The organism is Agrobacterium sp. lyk4-40-TYG-31 (genome assembly GCF_030209855.1).
Lineage (GTDB): Bacteria > Pseudomonadota > Alphaproteobacteria > Rhizobiales > Rhizobiaceae > Agrobacterium > Agrobacterium vaccinii.
Window position 1 is genome coordinate 13,875 of sequence record NZ_JARVRE010000007.1, and the last position, 16,784, is coordinate 30,658.

A 16,784-nucleotide genomic window follows, 5' to 3' on the forward strand; every position below is an offset into this window, starting at 1 on the left:
CTCTCTTCAGAGGAAGAGGGCGGGGCTTCGCTTCGTGACGGGCTGATAGCCGGAGAGAGAGGCTCACCGGCGTCCGTCATGGAGTAACTGACATGGCCACTGCCGTTCAGAAGATCACCCTGTCGTCCTCGCGCGACATTCCCTTCAACAAGCTGGTTCTCAGCCAGTCCAACGTCCGGCGCGTCAAAGCCGGGATCTCGGTCGAGGAACTGGCCGAGTCCATCGCCCGCCGCGGCCTGATCCAGTCTCTGCATGTTCGCCCGGTGGTGGATGCCGAGGGCAAGGAAACCGGCATGTTCGAGGTGCCTGCTGGCGGTCGCCGTTTCCGGGCACTGGAACTGCTGGTCAAGCAGAAGCGCCTCGCCAAGGTCGCGCCGGTCCCCTGCGTCGTGTCGGAGGCCAGCGCCGATGTGCTGATCGACGAGGTATCGCTCGCCGAGAATATCGAGCGCGCACCGTTGCATCCGCTCGACCAGTTCCGCGCCTTCCACGCCATGCGCGAGAAGGGCATGACCGAGGAGGCCATCGCCGCCGCCTTCTTCGTGGATGCCAAGGTGGTGAAGCAGCGCTTGCGTCTGGTTTCCGTCTCACAGGCATTGCTCGAAATCTATGCCGAGGACGGCATGACGCTGGAACAGCTCATGGCCTTCAGCGTCAGTTCTGACCATGCCCGTCAGGAGCAGGTGTGGGAGGCGATCAAGGACGGCTGGCAGAAGGAACCCTACCACATCCGGCGCCTGCTGACCGAAACCACGGTCCGCGCCGCCGACAAGCGGGCAGTGTTTGTCGGCATTGCCGCCTATGAAGAGGCTGGGGGCTGCGTCTTGCGCGATCTCTTCCAGCAGGATGACGGCGGCTGGCTGCAAGATCCGGTGCTGCTCGACCGGCTGGTGGGCGAAAAGCTGAAGGCCGAGGCCGAAGCCATTGCCGCCGAGGGCTGGAAGTGGATCGAGGTCGCCATCACCTTTCCTTACGGTCACGATCATGGCCTTCGCCAGATTGTCGGCACGACGGTCGATCTGAGCGAAGAGGAATGCGCCACCCGCGAGGCTCTGCGCGACGAATATGACCGGCTTGAAGCCGAATATGGCGAGGCGGACGAACTGCCTGACGAGATCGACGCCCGCCTCGTGGAGATCGAACAGGCGCTGGAAACCTTCGAGCGCCGCCCGATGACCTTCGACCCGGATCAGATGGGCATTGCCGGTGTGTTCATCAGCATCGAGGCCGATGGCGCATTGCTGGTCGAGCGCGGCTATGTTCGCGCCGAGGATGAAACGCCTGCGGAACCGGAGCCTGTGATCGTTGACCCGGAAACCGGCGAGGTAATCCAGCGGGCAGAACCGGAGGTGAGCCGCATGCGTGCGGTGATCACGCTGGGCGGTCAGCCGGTCGAACAGGAGGATGACGACGAGACCGAGACCATCAAGCCTCTGCCTGATCGTCTGGTCAGTGAGCTGACGGCGCATCGGACCCTGGCATTGCGTGATGCCGTCGCGGTGAACCCGCATGTCGCCATGACGGCACTGCTCCACCGGCTGGTCATGGATTGCTTCATGCCGCATTCCAGTCGTGGTTGCCTGGAAGCACAAGTCCGGGAGGTTCATCTGCCCGCACAGGCCGAGGATCTGCGCGACAGCGCGTCGGCCAAGGCTATCGCTGACCGGCACGAGCGCTGGGGCGATCATGTCCCCGCAGACGATGCCGCCCTCTGGGATTGGCTGACCGATCTGGACGATGGTTCGCGCATGGATCTGCTCGCCCATTGCGTCAGCTTCGGTGTCAATGCGCTCTATGAGAAGCCGAACCCTTACAGCGGCACGAGCGTCAGCCAGCACGGGCTGGACATCCGCCTGTCGCAGGCTGACCGGCTCGCGCGTTCAACTGGCCTCGACATGGTGGCCGTGGGCTGGCGGCCGACGGTTGGCAATTATCTCGGCCGCGTGACCAAGCCGCGTATCCTTGAAGCTGTGCGCGAAGGGGCCGGAGACCGGGCTGCCGATCTGATCGGGCACCTCAAGAAGGGCGACATGGCCAAGGAAGCCGAACGCCTGCTGGCCGATTCCGGCTGGCTGCCTGAGCCGTTGCGCATGGTGGACGATGGTATCGAAGTCGATCCGGCATCGGGCGCTGCGGCGGAAGCCGACGATCTGCCTGATTTCCTCTCCGGTGATGGCGAGGACGACCCGGCTGAAGACGAGGAAGAACAGCATATGGTCGCTGCTGAATAGCACTCATGCGGGGCGGCTTCGGTCGCCCCGTTTATCACCCGCCATTTCCGCAACTCGCCCGGTCCTCGTGATCGGGCTTTTTCTTTGGAGAGCCGCCATGGCTGCCAGCATCAGCATTGACGAAATCTTTGCCCAGGATCGGGAGAACCATCCGAACGAACGCACGCTGCCCTGGGAGGAAACCCCCGACGGCATCACCGTAGTCGTCGAGCCAAAGCCCCATTGGGCCGAAGACATGCGAGTGTTCCGGCTCGATGCCCGTGAATATTGCCGCTACGCCGAATGGACTGCCCATGGCGGCCGCGCGCGCTTCTATGGTCATATCGACACATCGGGCGACGATCTGATGATGAAAGCACGCGCGATGATCGCCCGCGAAATCGCCGATGAGCTTTGGAGCTGAAGACCCGATCGCAGGGCGTCGGGCAGAGAGGATGGGAGGTCTGCACCGGACGGGTCCAATCCGGCTTCACCATGCAATCCGCCGTCTCCATCAGGACAAGCGGCATCCATCTCTGGCCTGAAGGGAACACGATCCTGTTGCCAGCATGGTTGCAAGGCTGGCGCGGCAGAGCATCTGCGACGGGTATTCGGCATCCTGTCAGATGCGAAAAACCACCCCCGCTTCCATTCGCAAACCTTGGTCCGATCCGACTCTTTGACATTCAACCTCAAAGGGGTCGGCTTACGCGCGCGTGCCGCCCTCGGGGATTCGGAAAAAGTCCGAACGCCCTCGGGTGATTGCAGATCCGGTCAGACACTTCGGGCGCCTGTTGCGCGGGGGATGGTCCCCCGCCTCCAAAGACAGGAGCCGGAACCCATGTCCTATGCAGACGCCACTGCCTTCGCCGCCAGCCTCGCCACCACGCTGATGGTTTCGATCGTCGTGTTCCAGGCCGGAGACGGCACCCACGCCGCTTGCCCTGCCGCCGAGTTCGACGGCGACGACGACATGGTAAAGCTGGAGTTGGACCCGTGGGAATAAGGCGCGAAAGCGCCTCATCCCCGACGGCCCGAGTGCGGCAGCCCGCGCTTCGGGCCTTCAGCTTTGCGATGGTTGCCCATCGCCAGCAACGGAACCGGGGCGCACCCGGTCAGAGAGGAAGAGTGCGGGCCGTTCGGCCGTGACGGGTTGAGGGTCGGAGAGAGAGGCTCACCGGCGCCCGTCATGGAGTGATCCTGATGACCTTTGCCCGTTCTGACACTTTCCGCTCCATCGGTCAGATTCTGGCCGCCGATGTTCTGCCCGCGCTTTATCGGGCGCAAAAGCTGCCGCTGCGCATCTCGTGCCTTGGTGTGGCCAGCTATGACGCCAGTGACACGGCGAACAGCTTTGACCGCGTAATCTCGCTTGGGGAATGCCCGTCACCGGAAGAGGCCATTCAGACGGCGGCCTTGCGCCTGTCGCGCGGCGATATTTGCACGGGGCCGGACAGCTTCCCGTATTTTCAGCCGCGCATCATGCTCATTCAGGACCATGATCAGCGTCTGGTCCTCGCCGGCGAAATCCGCGCCGGCATTATCCTCTGGCAACAGCCGGTCGCATGCGATGCCGAGGCACGCAGGATCGTGACCGAGGCCAGCCGACTGCGTGGCATGGCGTTTCGGACATCAGACCCCGTTGATGCGAGACGGCTGCGTTACCGCGCCGCTGCGCTGGAGGCACGGTTGGTCGATCCCTTTTGGCGCGATGCCGCGGCTGATCTGCTCCGCCTGCCACAGGCCGCGTGACCGCTACCCATCCCCGTCATTTTGCCCGGTGCCATGCCGGGCTTTCTTGTTTCAGGAGGCTGACATGGCCGATTACCACACCCATTTTTCCTGCCTGCTCGATGTTGGGACGCATGAGAATGCCATCCGTGCCGTCGATCTCTATAATGCCTTGCCGGATGGAAGCAGTGCCGAACATGAACCCGCCAACAGCTTCCTGCTCTCGATCCAGCCGGAACATGACGGCACGCAGCTCTGGATCCGCGACGATGACACCGGCGACCCCGAGCATGTCATCCGGTTCGTCATGCACTGCGCGACTACCTTCGGCCTGACCGGATTATGGGGATTGCAATGGGCAAACAGTTGCTCTCGACCCCGCCTGGATGGGTTCGGTGGCGGCGCGCATGTTCTCGATCTCGCCGCCGGCGAGACCGTGGACTGGATCGACACCGATGGCTGGCTTTCCACCGTGCTGGAGGGAGGCTATCCCTATGCCTGAGATCATCGAAACCACCGTCTACCGCCTCGACGAATTGTCCGATGCGGCGAAGGACAAGGCCCGTGCCTGGTATCGTGAGGGCGGCTTCGACTATGACTGGTACGATGCCGTCTACGAGGATTTCCAGCGCATCGCGGAAATCCTCGGGCTGAACCTCAAGACCCGATCCGTCCGGTCGATGGGCGGCGGCACACGGCAAGACCCCTGCATCTGGTTCCGGGGCTTTTCCTCGCAGGGGGACGGCGCGTGCTTTGAATCCTGGTATTCCTACCGGAAACACGCGCCACGCCTGATCCGGGAATACGACCCGCAAGACACCGAACTGCACCGCATCGCCGATGCCCTTCAGGCGATCCAGCGCCGAAACTTTTATCAGCTTCGCGCCGATGCCAGCCATCGCGGCCATTATTATCCCGAATACTGCATGGCGATCTCGGTCGAGCGCGACAGCCCGACCTGGCAGGGCATGACCGCCGATGCCGAGCAGACGATCATCGAGGCGCTGCGCGATCTGGCTCGCTGGCTCTACCGCCAGCTTGAACGCGAATATGATTATCAGTCCTTGGACGAGACGGTCGATGAAACCATCGCCGCCAATGAATACACCTTTACCGAAGCCGGTCGCCGCTTCGGATGATCCCGGGAAGACACTGACAAGCGCCCCGCCGTCCGGTCGGGGCGCTTTTTTTATGCTGCGCTCTGAGAGTGAGAGGCGGGCCGGAAAGGGTCAGGTCCGGGTGGTAGAGAGAGAGCGCTGTCCGGGCTTGTCCTTCCCGCTCTCCTGAGGTTCCCGACATGAACATGGTTTTCCCCGTGGCCGATCCGGTCACGCCACTGGCGGCTGCGCCCGCGATCCTGGCTGCGGCCAATCTTCTGCTCCCCCATCTCGAACGCGGCCAGCGGATCGATGCCGTGACATCGCGCGGTGCGATGGAAGCGGCCTTCGGCGCGTCGGACGCTACCGGCGTCTGGGACTGGAAGCTGGCCTATGAGGCGTGTGAAGTCTCTACCGTTCTCTTCCTGCGCAAATACGGAAAGGCGCTTTTCCGTAAAGCCGCGTCTCCGGCTGCACGCATTACCGTGCTGGCAAAGATCGCGGGGCTGTTGCCCACGCAGACCCGGCGTTCTGAGGAAAGCCAGACCTTCCAGCAATTCTCGACACCGACCCCGCTCGGCCTTGCCGCTCTGACAGCCGCTGCGATCACACCTGATGACAGGGTGCTGGAGCCATCGGCGGGCACCGGCCTTCTCGCGATCCTGGCGCAGACCATAGGTGGCTCGCTGATCCTCAATGAACTCGCCGAGACCCGCGCTCATCTTCTTTCCCAACTCTTTCCGGCCTTCGCCGTCACCCGGTTCGACGCCGCCCAGATCGACGATCATCTCGCCCCGGATGCCATCCCGTCCGTGGTGCTGATGAACCCGCCATTCTCGGTCATGGCCAATGTCAGCGGGCGGTCGTCCGATGCGGCCTACCGCCATGTTGCCTCGGCACTGGCCCGTCTTGCTCCTGGCGGTCGGCTGGTGACGATCACCGGTGCAGGCTTTGGCCCCGAAACTCCGGCATGGCGGGAGGCTTTCATCCTCTTGCAGGCGCGTGGCCGTGTGGTGTTCACCGCCGCCGTCGATGGTGCGGTCTATGCAAAGCACGGCACCACAATCGACACGCGGTTGACCGTGATCGACAAGCTGCCCGCCGACGATCCGGCGAGTTTTCCGGCCTCGCCGGGGATCGCGCCTGATGTTGCCACGATGATCGGATGGATCGAGGCGCATGTCCCACAGCGTTCGCCGATATTATTGCCGAAGATCGTCGCGCCCGCTTCCACCGCCGCGCCGAAAACCGTGCGAGGCTATCTGGCCCGCGCGACAGCACCGCGGCCTGCCGCTGCTCCCGCCAATGATCACGAGGGTGTCGAACTTGCCTATGAGACCGTGGACTGGACGCCACTGGAAGGCGCTCGCCTGTCTGACGCCATCTACGAGGAATATGCGCTGCAATCGCTGTGTATTGCTGGCGCACAACCGCATCCGACCAAGCTGGTGCAATCCGCCGCCATGGCCTCGGTCGCACCGCCCAAGCCTTCCTACCGGCCCATACTGCCCGCTGACATCTGCACGCGTCTGTCGGACGCCCAGCTTGAGACGGTGATCTATGCCGGGGAAGCCCATGCCGATCATCTCGCTGGCGCATGGACTGTGGACGAGCATTTCGACACTGTGAGCGCCGCGCCCGAGGATGCTGCCGGATCAATCCGCTTCCGCCGGGGCTTCATGCTCGGTGATGGAACCGGCGCCGGCAAGGGTCGCCAGTCCGCCGCCATCATTCTCGACAACTGGCTGCGCGGTCGTCGCAAGGCGGTCTGGATCTCCAAATCCGACAAGCTGATCGAGGACGCGCAGCGCGATTGGTCGGCGCTCGGAATGGAACGGCTGCTTGTCACCCCTCTGTCACGCTTCCCTCAAGGCGCAAAGATCACCCTGAGTGAGGGCATCCTTTTTACCACCTATGCCACGCTGCGCTTCGACGACCGGGGCGAGAAGGTTTCCCGCCTCAAGCAGATCGTCGAATGGTTGGGGTCCGATTTCGATGGAGCCATTATCTTCGACGAAAGCCATTCCATGCAGAATGCCGGTGGCGGAAAAGGTGAACGCAGTGATGTCGCCGCCTCACAGCAGGGACGCGCGGGCCTGCGACTTCAACACGCGCTGCCGGATGCCCGCGTGGTCTATGTCTCGGCGACCGGCGCCACCACCGTCCACAATCTCGCCTATGCGCAGCGCCTCGGCCTCTGGGGTGGCGAGGATTTTCCGTTCCATACCCGCGCCGAGTTCGTCGAGGCGATCGAAGCCGGTGGCGTCGCGGCCATGGAAGTGCTTGCCCGCGATCTGCGATCTCTCGGCCTCTATACCGCCCGCTCGCTCTCCTATGATGGCGTCGAATATGAACTGATCGAGCATCAGCTCACGGATGAACAGCGGCGCATCTATGATGCCTATGCCGGGGCTTTTGCCGTCATTCACAACAATCTCGATGCAGCGATGGAAGCCGCCAATATCACCGGCAATGAGGGCACTCTGAACCGGCAGGCGAAGTCTGCGGCACGTTCGGCCTTCGAAAGCACCAAGCAGCGCTTTTTCGGCCATCTGCTGACTTCCATGAAAACCCCGAGCCTGATCCGGTCCATCGATGCCGATCTGGAAGCGGGCCATGCCGCCGTCATCCAGATCGTCTCGACCGGCGAAGCGCTGATGGAACGGCGGCTTTCCGAAATCCCGACCGAGGAATGGAACGATATTTCCGTCGATGTCACGCCCAGGGAGTACGTAGGCTCGTATTTGCAGCATTCCTTCCCGGTTCAGCTCTATGAGCCGTTTACCGATGGCGAGGGGAACCTCTCGTCACGCCCCGTCTTTCGCGATGGTCAGCCGGTGGAATGCCGCGAAGCCGTTGCCCGGCGCGACGAGATGCTGGAGCAGCTTGGTTCGCTTCCACCAGTCCCCGGTGCGCTCGACCAGATCGTGCAGCGTTTCGGCACGGACACGGTGGCAGAGGTCACAGGCCGTTCGCGCCGCATCGTGCGCAAGGGCGAAGGGGCATCGGCCCGTCTTGCAGTCGAGAACCGGGCGCCTTCCGCCAACCTTGCCGAGACCTCGGCCTTCATGGATGACCAGAAGCGCATTCTGATCTTCTCGGACGCCGGTGGCACGGGCCGCAGCTATCACGCCGAACTCTCGGCGAAAAACCAGCGGCTGCGCGTGCATTACATGCTGGAGCCGGGCTGGAAGGCCGATGCCGCCATTCAGGGGCTGGGCCGCACCAACCGGACCAATCAGGCGCAGCCGCCGCTGTTTCGACCCATCGCCACGGATGTCAAAGCCGAAAAGCGCTTCCTCTCGACCATCGCCCGTCGCCTCGACACGCTGGGCGCGATCACGCGCGGCCAGCGCCAGACCGGCGGTCAGGGGTTGTTCCGTCCCGAAGACAATCTCGAATCCGCCTATGCCCGCGATGCGTTGCGCCAGCTCTATCTGCTGATTGTGCGCGGCAAGATCGAGGGATGCTCGCTCGAACGGTTTGAATCCGCCACCGGGCTGAAGCTGATGGACAGTAATGGTGTGAAGGACGAACTCCCACCGATCACCACCTTCCTCAACCGCCTGCTGTCGCTGACCATCGAATTGCAGGGCATCCTGTTCTCGGCCTTCGAGCAGCTTCTGCAGGCGCGGATCGATGGGGCGATTGCATCCGGCGCCTATGACATGGGGCTGGAGACGCTGAAGGCCGAAAGCTTCATCGTCACAGAACGGCAGGTGATCCACACCCATCCGGGCACCGGCGCGGAAACCCGGCTCCTGACGCTCACCGAGCGCAAACGCAATCGGCCGGTCACGCTCGAAGCAGCCCTGGCGGAACTGGATGATCCCCGCGCAAGATTGCTCATCAACGAGCGATCCGGTCGTGCTGCCGTGCAGATTCCGACCACCAGCGTCATGCTGGATGATGGCGAGATCGAACGGCGCGTGCGGCTGATCCGGCCGATGGAGGCGATGAACATTCCGGTGCGAGCCATGGGTGAAAACCACTGGATCGAGGCCGACGGTGCCGCCTTCACAGTGGCCTGGAAGGCGGAACTGGCAGAGGTGCCGGAGTTCACCGACAGCAACCTGCATATGGTGACGGGGCTACTTCTGCCGATATGGAAACGCCTGCCGCATGACTCGTCCCGCGTCTATCGGCTCCAGACCGACGAGGGCGAACGCATCATCGGTCGCCGCGTATCGCCTGCCTGGGCTGCCAATGCCTCGACCAGTGGCGTTGCCAGCAGCCTGACACCGGATGCCGCCTATGCCGCGATGATCGAAGGTCGAACGATCCTTGATCTCGCGGAGGGGCTGCAACTGCGCCGTGTCCGCGTCATGGGCGCCAACCGGATCGAACTGACCGGCTTCACTGACGCGATGCGCGACCGGCTGCGGGCCTGGGGCCTCTTCAGCGAGATCATCTCGTGGAAACTGCGCTTCTTCGTGCCCGTCGACGCGATGGGACCGGAGATCACAGGCAAACTGCTTGACCGCTTTCCGGTTGAGCGCATCGGTGAGCGGGAGGCCGCATAATGGCGCGTCTCAACGCTTCCGAACTGGCGCAGCGTCTCGGCCGACAGGCCGAGGCGGTGTGCCGTCACTATCTGTCGAATGGTCGCAAACAGGGCAATTACTGGCAGGTCGGCGATGTCCGAAACACGGCTGGCCGCTCCATGTTCGTCCGGCTGCACGACAGCGTGAAAGGCATTGCCGGTAAATGGCAGGACTCGGCCACGGGGGAATATGGCGATCTGCTGGACGTGATCCGGGACTCGCTCGGTCTGATCGATTTCGCAGACGTTGCCGAAGAGGCACGGCGCTTCCTCAGCCTGCCGCATCCTGAACCGCAGCCGCCATCCCGTCACTCCCGAACGCCAGTACCATCGGGATCATCCGAGGCCGCACGCCGCCTCTGGCGCATGACGCAGCCTCTGCTCGGCAGTACAGCAGAAGCGTATTTGCGCGGACGCGGCATTACGGATTTACGCCAGACCGCAAATCTGCGCTTCCATCCCAACTGCTACTGGCGGCCCGAGGACGATGGCCCGACGCAAACATGGCCCGCCATGATCGCCGTTGTCACCGACCTCGATGGCAGGATCACCGGCGCACACCGCACATGGCTGGCCCCGGACGGTTCCGGCAAGGCACCCGTCGATCTGCCGAGGAAGGCAATGGGCGACCTGCTCGGACATGCCGCCCGGTTTGGCAATGCGCAGGATGTCATGGCGGCAGGGGAAGGTGTCGAAACCATCCTGTCGCTGCGTCAGGCTCTGCCCACCATGCCGATGGTTTCAGCACTCTCGGCCGGACACCTCGCTGCCATCCTGTTCCCGCCGCAACTGCGCCGGCTCTATATCGTCCGCGACAACGATCCGGCAGGTGACAGTGCCCGCGATAGCCTGGTGGACCGGGCGCACGAGGTCGGGATCGAGGCCTTCACGCTCTCGCCCATGATGGGGGACTTTAACGAAGATCTCGCAACTCGCGGGGTGGATGCCGTTCGGGCAGAGATCCGGGTGCAAATCGCTCCCCAGGACGTCAGCCGCTTCATGACTTCAAGTACATAGCCGTTACGGATCCGTGATCCGGGCGCTCCGATCCTGTCATGCGCATAGGCTACATCCTGTCATCAGCAGAGGACCGCGCCTTGGCCTTCCGAGAGGGCGATCGGCCCACAAACGCTCCGGTCAGGCAATGGCGGCGCCCGACTGATTTCCGTCGGCGGGCAAGCCCGCCTTTACAGCGCGAAACAAATCAGCCGGGCTTTGCCATCAAGGCACTCGCCAGAGGCTCGCGCTGCCAGACCGGAGCGCCCGTGGGCTTTCGTCGCCATGAAGGCCGCGACGGTCGCGGTCCAACTGACGGAAGCATCCCATGTACGCGCACGACGATTTCGAACCCGATCACAGCACTTCCCCGACCGGCCACGCCATCGAAGAACTCGAACTTTACGGCTACCGCCCCTCCGAAGCCGAAGCCGATCCCCGGATCACACCCGAAGATCACTTCATCCGGGGCGCAGTCTCCGACATCTTTGACGCCCTGATTTCCACCATGGCCGACACCAGCCTCGATTTCGACCTCGACGAGATCCTCTGGTCCACCGTCAACACCTTCCACCGCGCTGTCGAGCGGATCGAGACCAAACTCGACGATAACGAGCAGGCACAGAAGCGACTTCAGCGCGAACAGGATGGCAGCGAGGTCAAATCCGTCCAGCTTGAAACCCTGATCGGCGCGGGCCAAAGCCTGATCGAGCGTCGCGACAGCATGGAAACCTTCCGCGATACCGCCGCCGACATCTATTTACGCACCACCGGCACGCCCTGGTCGCAACGCTCCGGCTCACGGGTCAACCATCGCCAGATGACCTCGGCCATGATCGACAGCCGCGACTTCATCGCCGCAAAACGCCGGGCCGACAACGAGGTACTGATGCCCGCCGGACCCAAGATCGCCTTCTCGGGCGGCGACACCACCGATCACCGGACGATCTGGGCCAAGCTCGATCAGGTCCACGCCAAGCACCCGGACATGGTGCTGATGCACGGCGGATCACCCAAGGGCGCGGAACGCATCGCGGCCACCTGGGCCAATAACCGCAAGGTCGCACAGGTCGCTTTCAAACCCGACTGGGCGAAACATGGCAAGGCAGCGCCGTTCAAGCGCAACGACCAGATGCTCGGCATCATGCCGATCGGGGTCATCATCTTCCCCGGCACAGGCATTCAGGACAACCTGGCCGACAAGGCCCGCAAGATGGGCATCCCGGTCTATCGCTTCGGGACCGGCAGCGCGTGAGTGCTGTCTTCCCACCTCATCATGAGCACGACGATAGCGCCCGCCGATCATTCCATATCGCCGAGACAGGCATATTCATGGTATATGTCGCAGTGCGCCATGGTGGTGGTGGAAGGCGCAACCGTCCAACCTTTTGCACGGAGACACCACCATGATCGTTCTCGGAATCCTCATTTCCATCGCAGCCATCGGCACCATGTGCTGGCTGCTGTTTAATCTCGCCGTATTCGCCCTGCCGTTCTTCATCGGTCTGAACTCAGGCATCTGGGCCTTTGGCACAGGGGCTGGCTGGCTCGGCGGCATCGTCGTCGGTCTTCTCGCCGCCGGTCTGACACTGGCCGTCGGTCAGGGCCTGCTCATGCTGGTCCGCCCGCTCTGGGCGCGGCTGCTGATCGCTCTGGCCTTCGTCGCTCCGGCGGGCATGGCCGGGTTCTATGCCACGCTTGGTATCGTCAAGCACATGATGCCGTCTGAGACATGGCAGCTCATCTTCTCGGTAATCGGCGCGGTTGCAGTGGGCGTGACGGCGTTCCTGCGTGTTGCGGGCATGGCGGCGACCGGAACAGCAGACGAGACCGTCGCGCGCGTGTAAAATGCCTTGCGTGGTTACTTTGAGCCCAATGTGACACATCCGTGCCAGTGCGTTGTCCGTTTCCCTTTGGTGAGAGTAACAATACGTATTAGTTTGATCGGATGATTGATGTCGACGAAATACGTAATCCACAAATTCAGATGTTCGGGCTGACAGGGGCAGACACAGTCTACACGTTTTACCATGACGAGACGAACAACATCCGCAAGCTTCATGTCGACGAGCAGGGGCTAAACGTCCCCGAGCTGAAAACATTTGTTCTCGGCGGCGTTGTTCATGAAGGACCGCAGCGCTCACTGGACCTTTCATCGCTTCGCCAGGCTATGCGCATTCAGCCTTCAGCGCATGAGATCAAACTTAAACATGTCGCGAAGGGTGAATTCCTTGACATCCTCAAATCGAGCAAGTTAACTTCGTTTTTGCAGTGGATCGCCGACAACGATCTGATGCTGCACTATCACGAGCTTGATCCCTTGTACTGGTCGGTCGTCGATGTGATCGACTCCATTTTGCCCGAACTCGGGAACCCAACGCTGATTCAGTATCATGCACTCTTGAAAAGCGATTTCGCAGAAATCGTCAGGCATGAGCTGCCGTTTGTGGTCGATCTGTTCCGCCGGTATGATTATCCGGATATCGCTCCTCAGAACCGAGAGCCGTTTCTGAACGAGCTGATCGATCTTGTTGAAAGAAATGCGGGCCTTCTTGATGAAGGGATGAATGCAATGATGCTCAAGGGCGTCCTGCAGGCAGGTCGTTCTCTGGATGAGCTTGCGTTTATCGAAGGGTTTTCCGCGCGTAAACTGATCGAAGATTTCAGCGCCTTTTATCGCAACCGTGTAGCCGTTTTCAAAAATTCTAAGCACATTATGGATATGGAAACAGAAATCCGTGATGCTTTCGAGGACGTTCAGCTTTCCTGTAATGGCGAGCCTTTCACTAATTACCTCTTTTCAGATTCGCACTCGGAAGCCGGAATTCAGCTCTCGGACATTGCAGTCGGCGTGATTGGCAAGATGCATACTTATCTGTCCCAAACATCGGCGGAAGAGGTCGACAGAGAACGTGCGGCCCTGATTGGAACTGCTCTGGAGAATGCCGAATTGCTCCGCGACCTGATCGATAATTCCAATGCCGCCAATCGGGCGTTTCTACATCACGTTGCTAGCCTACATGACATTGATAAACTGGATCGGTTTCTTCGCTTTGCCGATGGTCGATATGCATAGAACCGCAGACTGAGTACACACGGTGTGTAGAGCTCAGTTTCTTCACTAGAACAAGGGAAAGAAAGGTAGCTTTGTCCCGCAGAACAGTCATGGCCGCCATCGTAGCATAGCTGCTTTTCGACCCGAAGTGGGCATGGCGGCAACCGGGTCTGCGGACGGAAACCTTGCATCCACTTGAATCCAGTAATCCGTTGATGGCGACCAGACGCGGATGCGGATCATCTTCCAACTTCGTCAGGAAAATGGTGGCAGAGAGCGATCGGGCATCGGATCAGCTTGAGGCGCATACGAGGCCCATAGGAGCGCAGAACGGTCAGCGCTAGCGTTTGTGGTCTGACCAGAGCCCGGTTGGGGGCAATGCCAGTAGAGCAGGTCGGGCAGGGAGATGCGCATGGCCTTAGACGCAGGGCGACAGGCAAGGCCGGTGTTACCCGTCTGGTCATCCTGATGGAGCCTCAAGGTTGCCATCATCTCCGTTCAGCCCCGTGTCTCGACCGCTCCAAACGGCCTCTTGAATGGCCTGATCTGGCCGAAGAACAGCGCGATGCGCTTCGACCGCTTTAGCGCAACAGCGTCGTCACAACTTTCTTCCCCTGACGGCCCACCCCATGCGGCAAGCCGCATGGGGACCCCGGTATTGCCACCATTCCGCGCGGAACAAGAAAGTTTCTCCTGTGCTGTCCAGCCCCCAAAGGGGGTGCGCCAGCGTTCGTCTCCGGCCGGTCGATCGCCATAGAGGCCGCAATGGTGCGGGCTCGGGAACGGAAAACGGAGACTTAAAATGGCAACCATCGGCACCTTCAAGAAGACCGGCTCGAACGACTTCACCGGCGAAATCGTCACCCTCAGCGTCCAGGCCAAGGGCGTGCGCATCGTTCCCGACCTGCGCGCCACCGGCGAGAACGCCCCCAGCCACCGGGTCCTGGTCGGCCGCGCCGAGATCGGCGCCGCCTGGTCCAAGCGCTCCAACGAGGGCCGCGACTATCTGGGCCTCAAGCTGGACGATCCGAGCTTCAACGCCCCGATCTATGCCAACCTCTTTGATGACGAAGAAGGTGAAACCTTCTCCCTCATCTGGTCCCGCCCCAACGGTCGCCGCGGCGACTGAGGCGCGGCACAAAGGCTCCGACCGCAAGGTCGGGGCCTTTCTCATGCCCGCGGGAAAGCGGTCGCGCCTACCGCAACCGCTACACCCAGTTCTCCACCCGCACGCCGGGCATGCGGACGAACTCCTTCATATTATTCGTCACCACGATCAGCCCTTCGCTGCGGGCATGCGCGCCGATCTGCATGTCGTGCGGCCCGCAAGGTGTGCCCGCAAGCTCCAACTCGGCGCGGACCTGCGCAAAATGGGCGGCCGCCTTGTCGCCCTGCGGGCCGCGCTCTCGTCTGCGCCGGAACCGCGCAATCGCGCGTTTCCGCCATTCGGCTTCGATCACTGACACGGGAATGTCGTCAGGGTGTCTCCCATGTGATGCGCAACAGTGCTAACGAGAGATTCTTTAGTGGATTGATCGGGTTAGGCGATCCACTTATCGCGTTAGATGCGCTACCGCAAAACCATTCAATACCGCAGCCTTTTCAAGTCGGACGTAGCCTTGTGCCGTCCGGCTTTGGGAGGACGCGCCATGCAGAGCATAGATTGGCGTACTCCGGCGGCCTATAGACGCATTAAAGACCTTCCGCCCGCCGGTTTCGCTTGGGAATATCTTCGTCGCAACGAAGACTATCGCCATGACGTCGAGAGACTCACGCAGAGGAGAGAACCCGCGGGAGAAGAGGTTGATGCCTTTGCTTCCCGCTGGGGGGTGCGATTTCGCACACGACCCCGATGCGCAGCCTGACGGCGCACCGCCTTTCTGGTCGCCGCATTTCAATCCGCAGGCCATTATTCTGTCTCCGGTCGAGCAGAACGATCCGGATGGCGGGCGGCTTGTCGCTCTCGCACATCTCGATGGCCTGATCCTGCGCCGCGCGCCGGATGGCTGGCACGCAATCTGGCGTGTCGGTGGGATGGAGCATCAATTCTGGCTGCCACAGGGCGCAATCGATGCGGCAGCTTTCTATGCTGCAATCCTGCCCATGGACGAGTTCATGGAATTACGCGCCCATGCGGCCCGCCGACTCTGGCGGTGCCTGACAGGCCGCTCTCCGGGGCCGGATATTCGCGCCATGCCAGCGCAGCTTCGGCAATGGCACCTTCTGTCGCTGCGGGCGCTGGACGCACGGCTGCATGGCGAAAGCTATCGCGCCGTTGCCGAAGTCCTGCTCGGCTTCCGTGGCGACAAGGAAGATTTCGAGACTGATCCGCGCAAGAACAAGGCACGTCGTCTTGTTGCTCACGGCATCAGGATGATGCGCGGCGGCTATCGGCTGCTTTTGCATTATCCGGTCAAGCCGGATCCACGATCAAAAGGCGACTGAGGCAATCTCACCGATTCCTGTTTGCCGCAGCCTGTTCCAGTATTTGCCTGTAACCTTCCCGCGAAAGCCATTCAGCGCGTTCCAGATGGCTTTGCCAGCATCGCCGGGTTCGCAGTTCGTCTGATGCCGGATCGCGGTGCAGAACAATCTGCGCCACTTCCGTCCAGTCCGCATCCTCGGCCTTGGCGTCGAGAAGGCGCAGATAAGTCACGAAATGCTGCTCGTCATAGGTCGTGATCTCGTCGCCAGTCGGCGCGATGTCATCCACATCGGGATCAAGTTCGACGGGAGCTTTCACGGTCATTCCCCTTCTTTCAGAAGAGTTTCTGCGGTTCGCCCCCGCAATAAAACTCTCTGACTCCTGGTGATCGGGGAGTTAGTAACCGTGTTGGACGGCCCCATGGCCTTTAGGCGAGAAGCCCTGAACATACGCCAAGGGCTCCCCGACCATAGGGTCAAGGAGTGTGGCATCGTCACGGCCGACACCAACCGCCAACAGGGGTTACTAAGCCCCGGAGCAGTGCGTCTGCTCCATCTGCATTTATAGCCGAACTGCGTGCGGATGTCTTGAGCGAATCCGCATCGGACTCCCTGAGTCGCTGAAATCTCACGTCTTTTCGCGCTGACCCAGCCCCTATGAAGGGTGCCGTCTGCGCAGGGGCACAAATGCGGCACGCTACACGCCGCCGATCACTTCCCATGGTTCG

The 16,784-nt window shown here is 61.7% G+C and carries 16 protein-coding genes and 1 pseudogene; 15 read left to right on the top strand and 2 right to left on the bottom strand.

Features of this window, described 5'->3' with window-relative positions; all coding sequences use genetic code 11:
- Positions 1–92 precede the first annotated feature (92 nt).
- From QRN55_RS15175 to QRN55_RS15235, 13 genes are all read left to right on the top strand, one after another.
- The gene (locus QRN55_RS15175; RefSeq protein WP_284777342.1) at positions 93–2,231 is read left to right on the top strand and encodes a ParB/RepB/Spo0J family partition protein; all 2,139 of its coding nucleotides are present in this window, start codon (positions 93–95) and stop codon (positions 2,229–2,231) included.
- Between the two features lie 97 nt (positions 2,232–2,328).
- Positions 2,329–2,634 (top strand): hypothetical protein, encoded by a 306-nt coding sequence (locus QRN55_RS15180; protein ID WP_284777343.1) that lies wholly within the window; start codon positions 2,329–2,331, stop codon positions 2,632–2,634.
- A 417-nt stretch (positions 2,635–3,051) separates the two neighbouring features.
- On the top strand, positions 3,052–3,216 hold the full coding sequence (locus tag QRN55_RS15185) for a hypothetical protein (RefSeq protein ID WP_010335706.1): 165 nt from the start codon (positions 3,052–3,054) through the stop codon (positions 3,214–3,216).
- A gap of 197 nt (positions 3,217–3,413) precedes the next feature.
- On the top strand, positions 3,414–3,962 hold the full coding sequence (locus QRN55_RS15190) for a hypothetical protein (RefSeq protein WP_284777344.1): 549 nt from the start codon (positions 3,414–3,416) through the stop codon (positions 3,960–3,962).
- A gap of 64 nt (positions 3,963–4,026) precedes the next feature.
- Entirely contained in the window at positions 4,027–4,443 is a 417-nt protein-coding gene (locus QRN55_RS15195; protein WP_284777345.1) for a hypothetical protein, read from the top strand.
- Positions 4,436–5,080 carry a DUF8835 domain-containing pootine gene (locus QRN55_RS15200; protein ID WP_284777346.1) on the top strand — a complete coding sequence of 215 codons (645 nt, stop codon included), beginning with the start codon at positions 4,436–4,438 and terminating at the stop codon, positions 5,078–5,080. The genes QRN55_RS15195 and QRN55_RS15200 overlap by 8 nt, the downstream gene beginning before the upstream one ends.
- A gap of 158 nt (positions 5,081–5,238) precedes the next feature.
- Entirely contained in the window at positions 5,239–9,561 is a 4,323-nt protein-coding gene (locus tag QRN55_RS15205) for a strawberry notch family protein (protein ID WP_284777347.1), read from the top strand.
- Complete coding sequence (locus QRN55_RS15210) at positions 9,561–10,598, top strand: DUF7146 domain-containing protein (RefSeq protein WP_284777348.1); 1,038 nt, start codon at positions 9,561–9,563, stop codon at positions 10,596–10,598. Before QRN55_RS15205 ends, QRN55_RS15210 begins: the two co-directional genes overlap by 1 nt.
- A 307-nt stretch (positions 10,599–10,905) precedes the next feature.
- Positions 10,906–11,832: a DUF2493 domain-containing protein gene (locus QRN55_RS15215; RefSeq protein WP_284777349.1), complete on the top strand. Its 927-nt coding sequence runs from the start codon at positions 10,906–10,908 to the stop codon at positions 11,830–11,832.
- Positions 11,833–11,983: 151 nt separating this feature from the next.
- A complete protein-coding gene (locus tag QRN55_RS15220; RefSeq protein WP_284777350.1) occupies positions 11,984–12,424 on the top strand; it encodes a hypothetical protein in 441 nt (146 codons plus the stop codon).
- Positions 12,425–12,525: 101 nt separating this feature from the next.
- Positions 12,526–13,653 carry a DUF3800 domain-containing protein gene (locus QRN55_RS15225; RefSeq protein WP_284777351.1) on the top strand — a complete coding sequence of 376 codons (1,128 nt, stop codon included), beginning with the start codon at positions 12,526–12,528 and terminating at the stop codon, positions 13,651–13,653.
- A gap of 357 nt (positions 13,654–14,010) precedes the next feature.
- Positions 14,011–14,217 carry a hypothetical protein gene (locus tag QRN55_RS15230; RefSeq protein WP_284777352.1) on the top strand — a complete coding sequence of 69 codons (207 nt, stop codon included), beginning with the start codon at positions 14,011–14,013 and terminating at the stop codon, positions 14,215–14,217.
- Between the two features lie 217 nt (positions 14,218–14,434).
- A complete protein-coding gene (locus QRN55_RS15235; RefSeq protein WP_112524347.1) occupies positions 14,435–14,761 on the top strand; it encodes a DUF736 domain-containing protein in 327 nt (108 codons plus the stop codon).
- A 79-nt stretch (positions 14,762–14,840) separates the two neighbouring features.
- Here the strand turns inward: QRN55_RS15235 and QRN55_RS15240 are convergent.
- Positions 14,841–15,029, bottom strand: a pseudogene (locus QRN55_RS15240) (PIN domain-containing protein); the annotation flags it as partial.
- Between the two features lie 252 nt (positions 15,030–15,281).
- On the opposite strand from QRN55_RS15240, the gene QRN55_RS15245 reads away from it, so the two are divergent.
- Complete coding sequence (locus tag QRN55_RS15245) at positions 15,282–15,497, top strand: transcriptional regulator domain-containing protein (protein ID WP_284777353.1); 216 nt, start codon at positions 15,282–15,284, stop codon at positions 15,495–15,497.
- Positions 15,439–16,077 (top strand): DUF2285 domain-containing protein, encoded by a 639-nt coding sequence (locus QRN55_RS15250; protein ID WP_350225190.1) that lies wholly within the window; start codon positions 15,439–15,441, stop codon positions 16,075–16,077. The genes QRN55_RS15245 and QRN55_RS15250 overlap by 59 nt, the downstream gene beginning before the upstream one ends.
- A 7-nt stretch (positions 16,078–16,084) precedes the next feature.
- Here the strand turns inward: QRN55_RS15250 and QRN55_RS15255 are convergent, their stop codons facing one another.
- Positions 16,085–16,375 carry a DNA -binding domain-containing protein gene (locus QRN55_RS15255; RefSeq protein ID WP_111783487.1) on the bottom strand — a complete coding sequence of 97 codons (291 nt, stop codon included), beginning with the start codon at positions 16,373–16,375 and terminating at the stop codon, positions 16,085–16,087.
- Between the last annotated feature and the right edge of the window lie 409 nt (positions 16,376–16,784).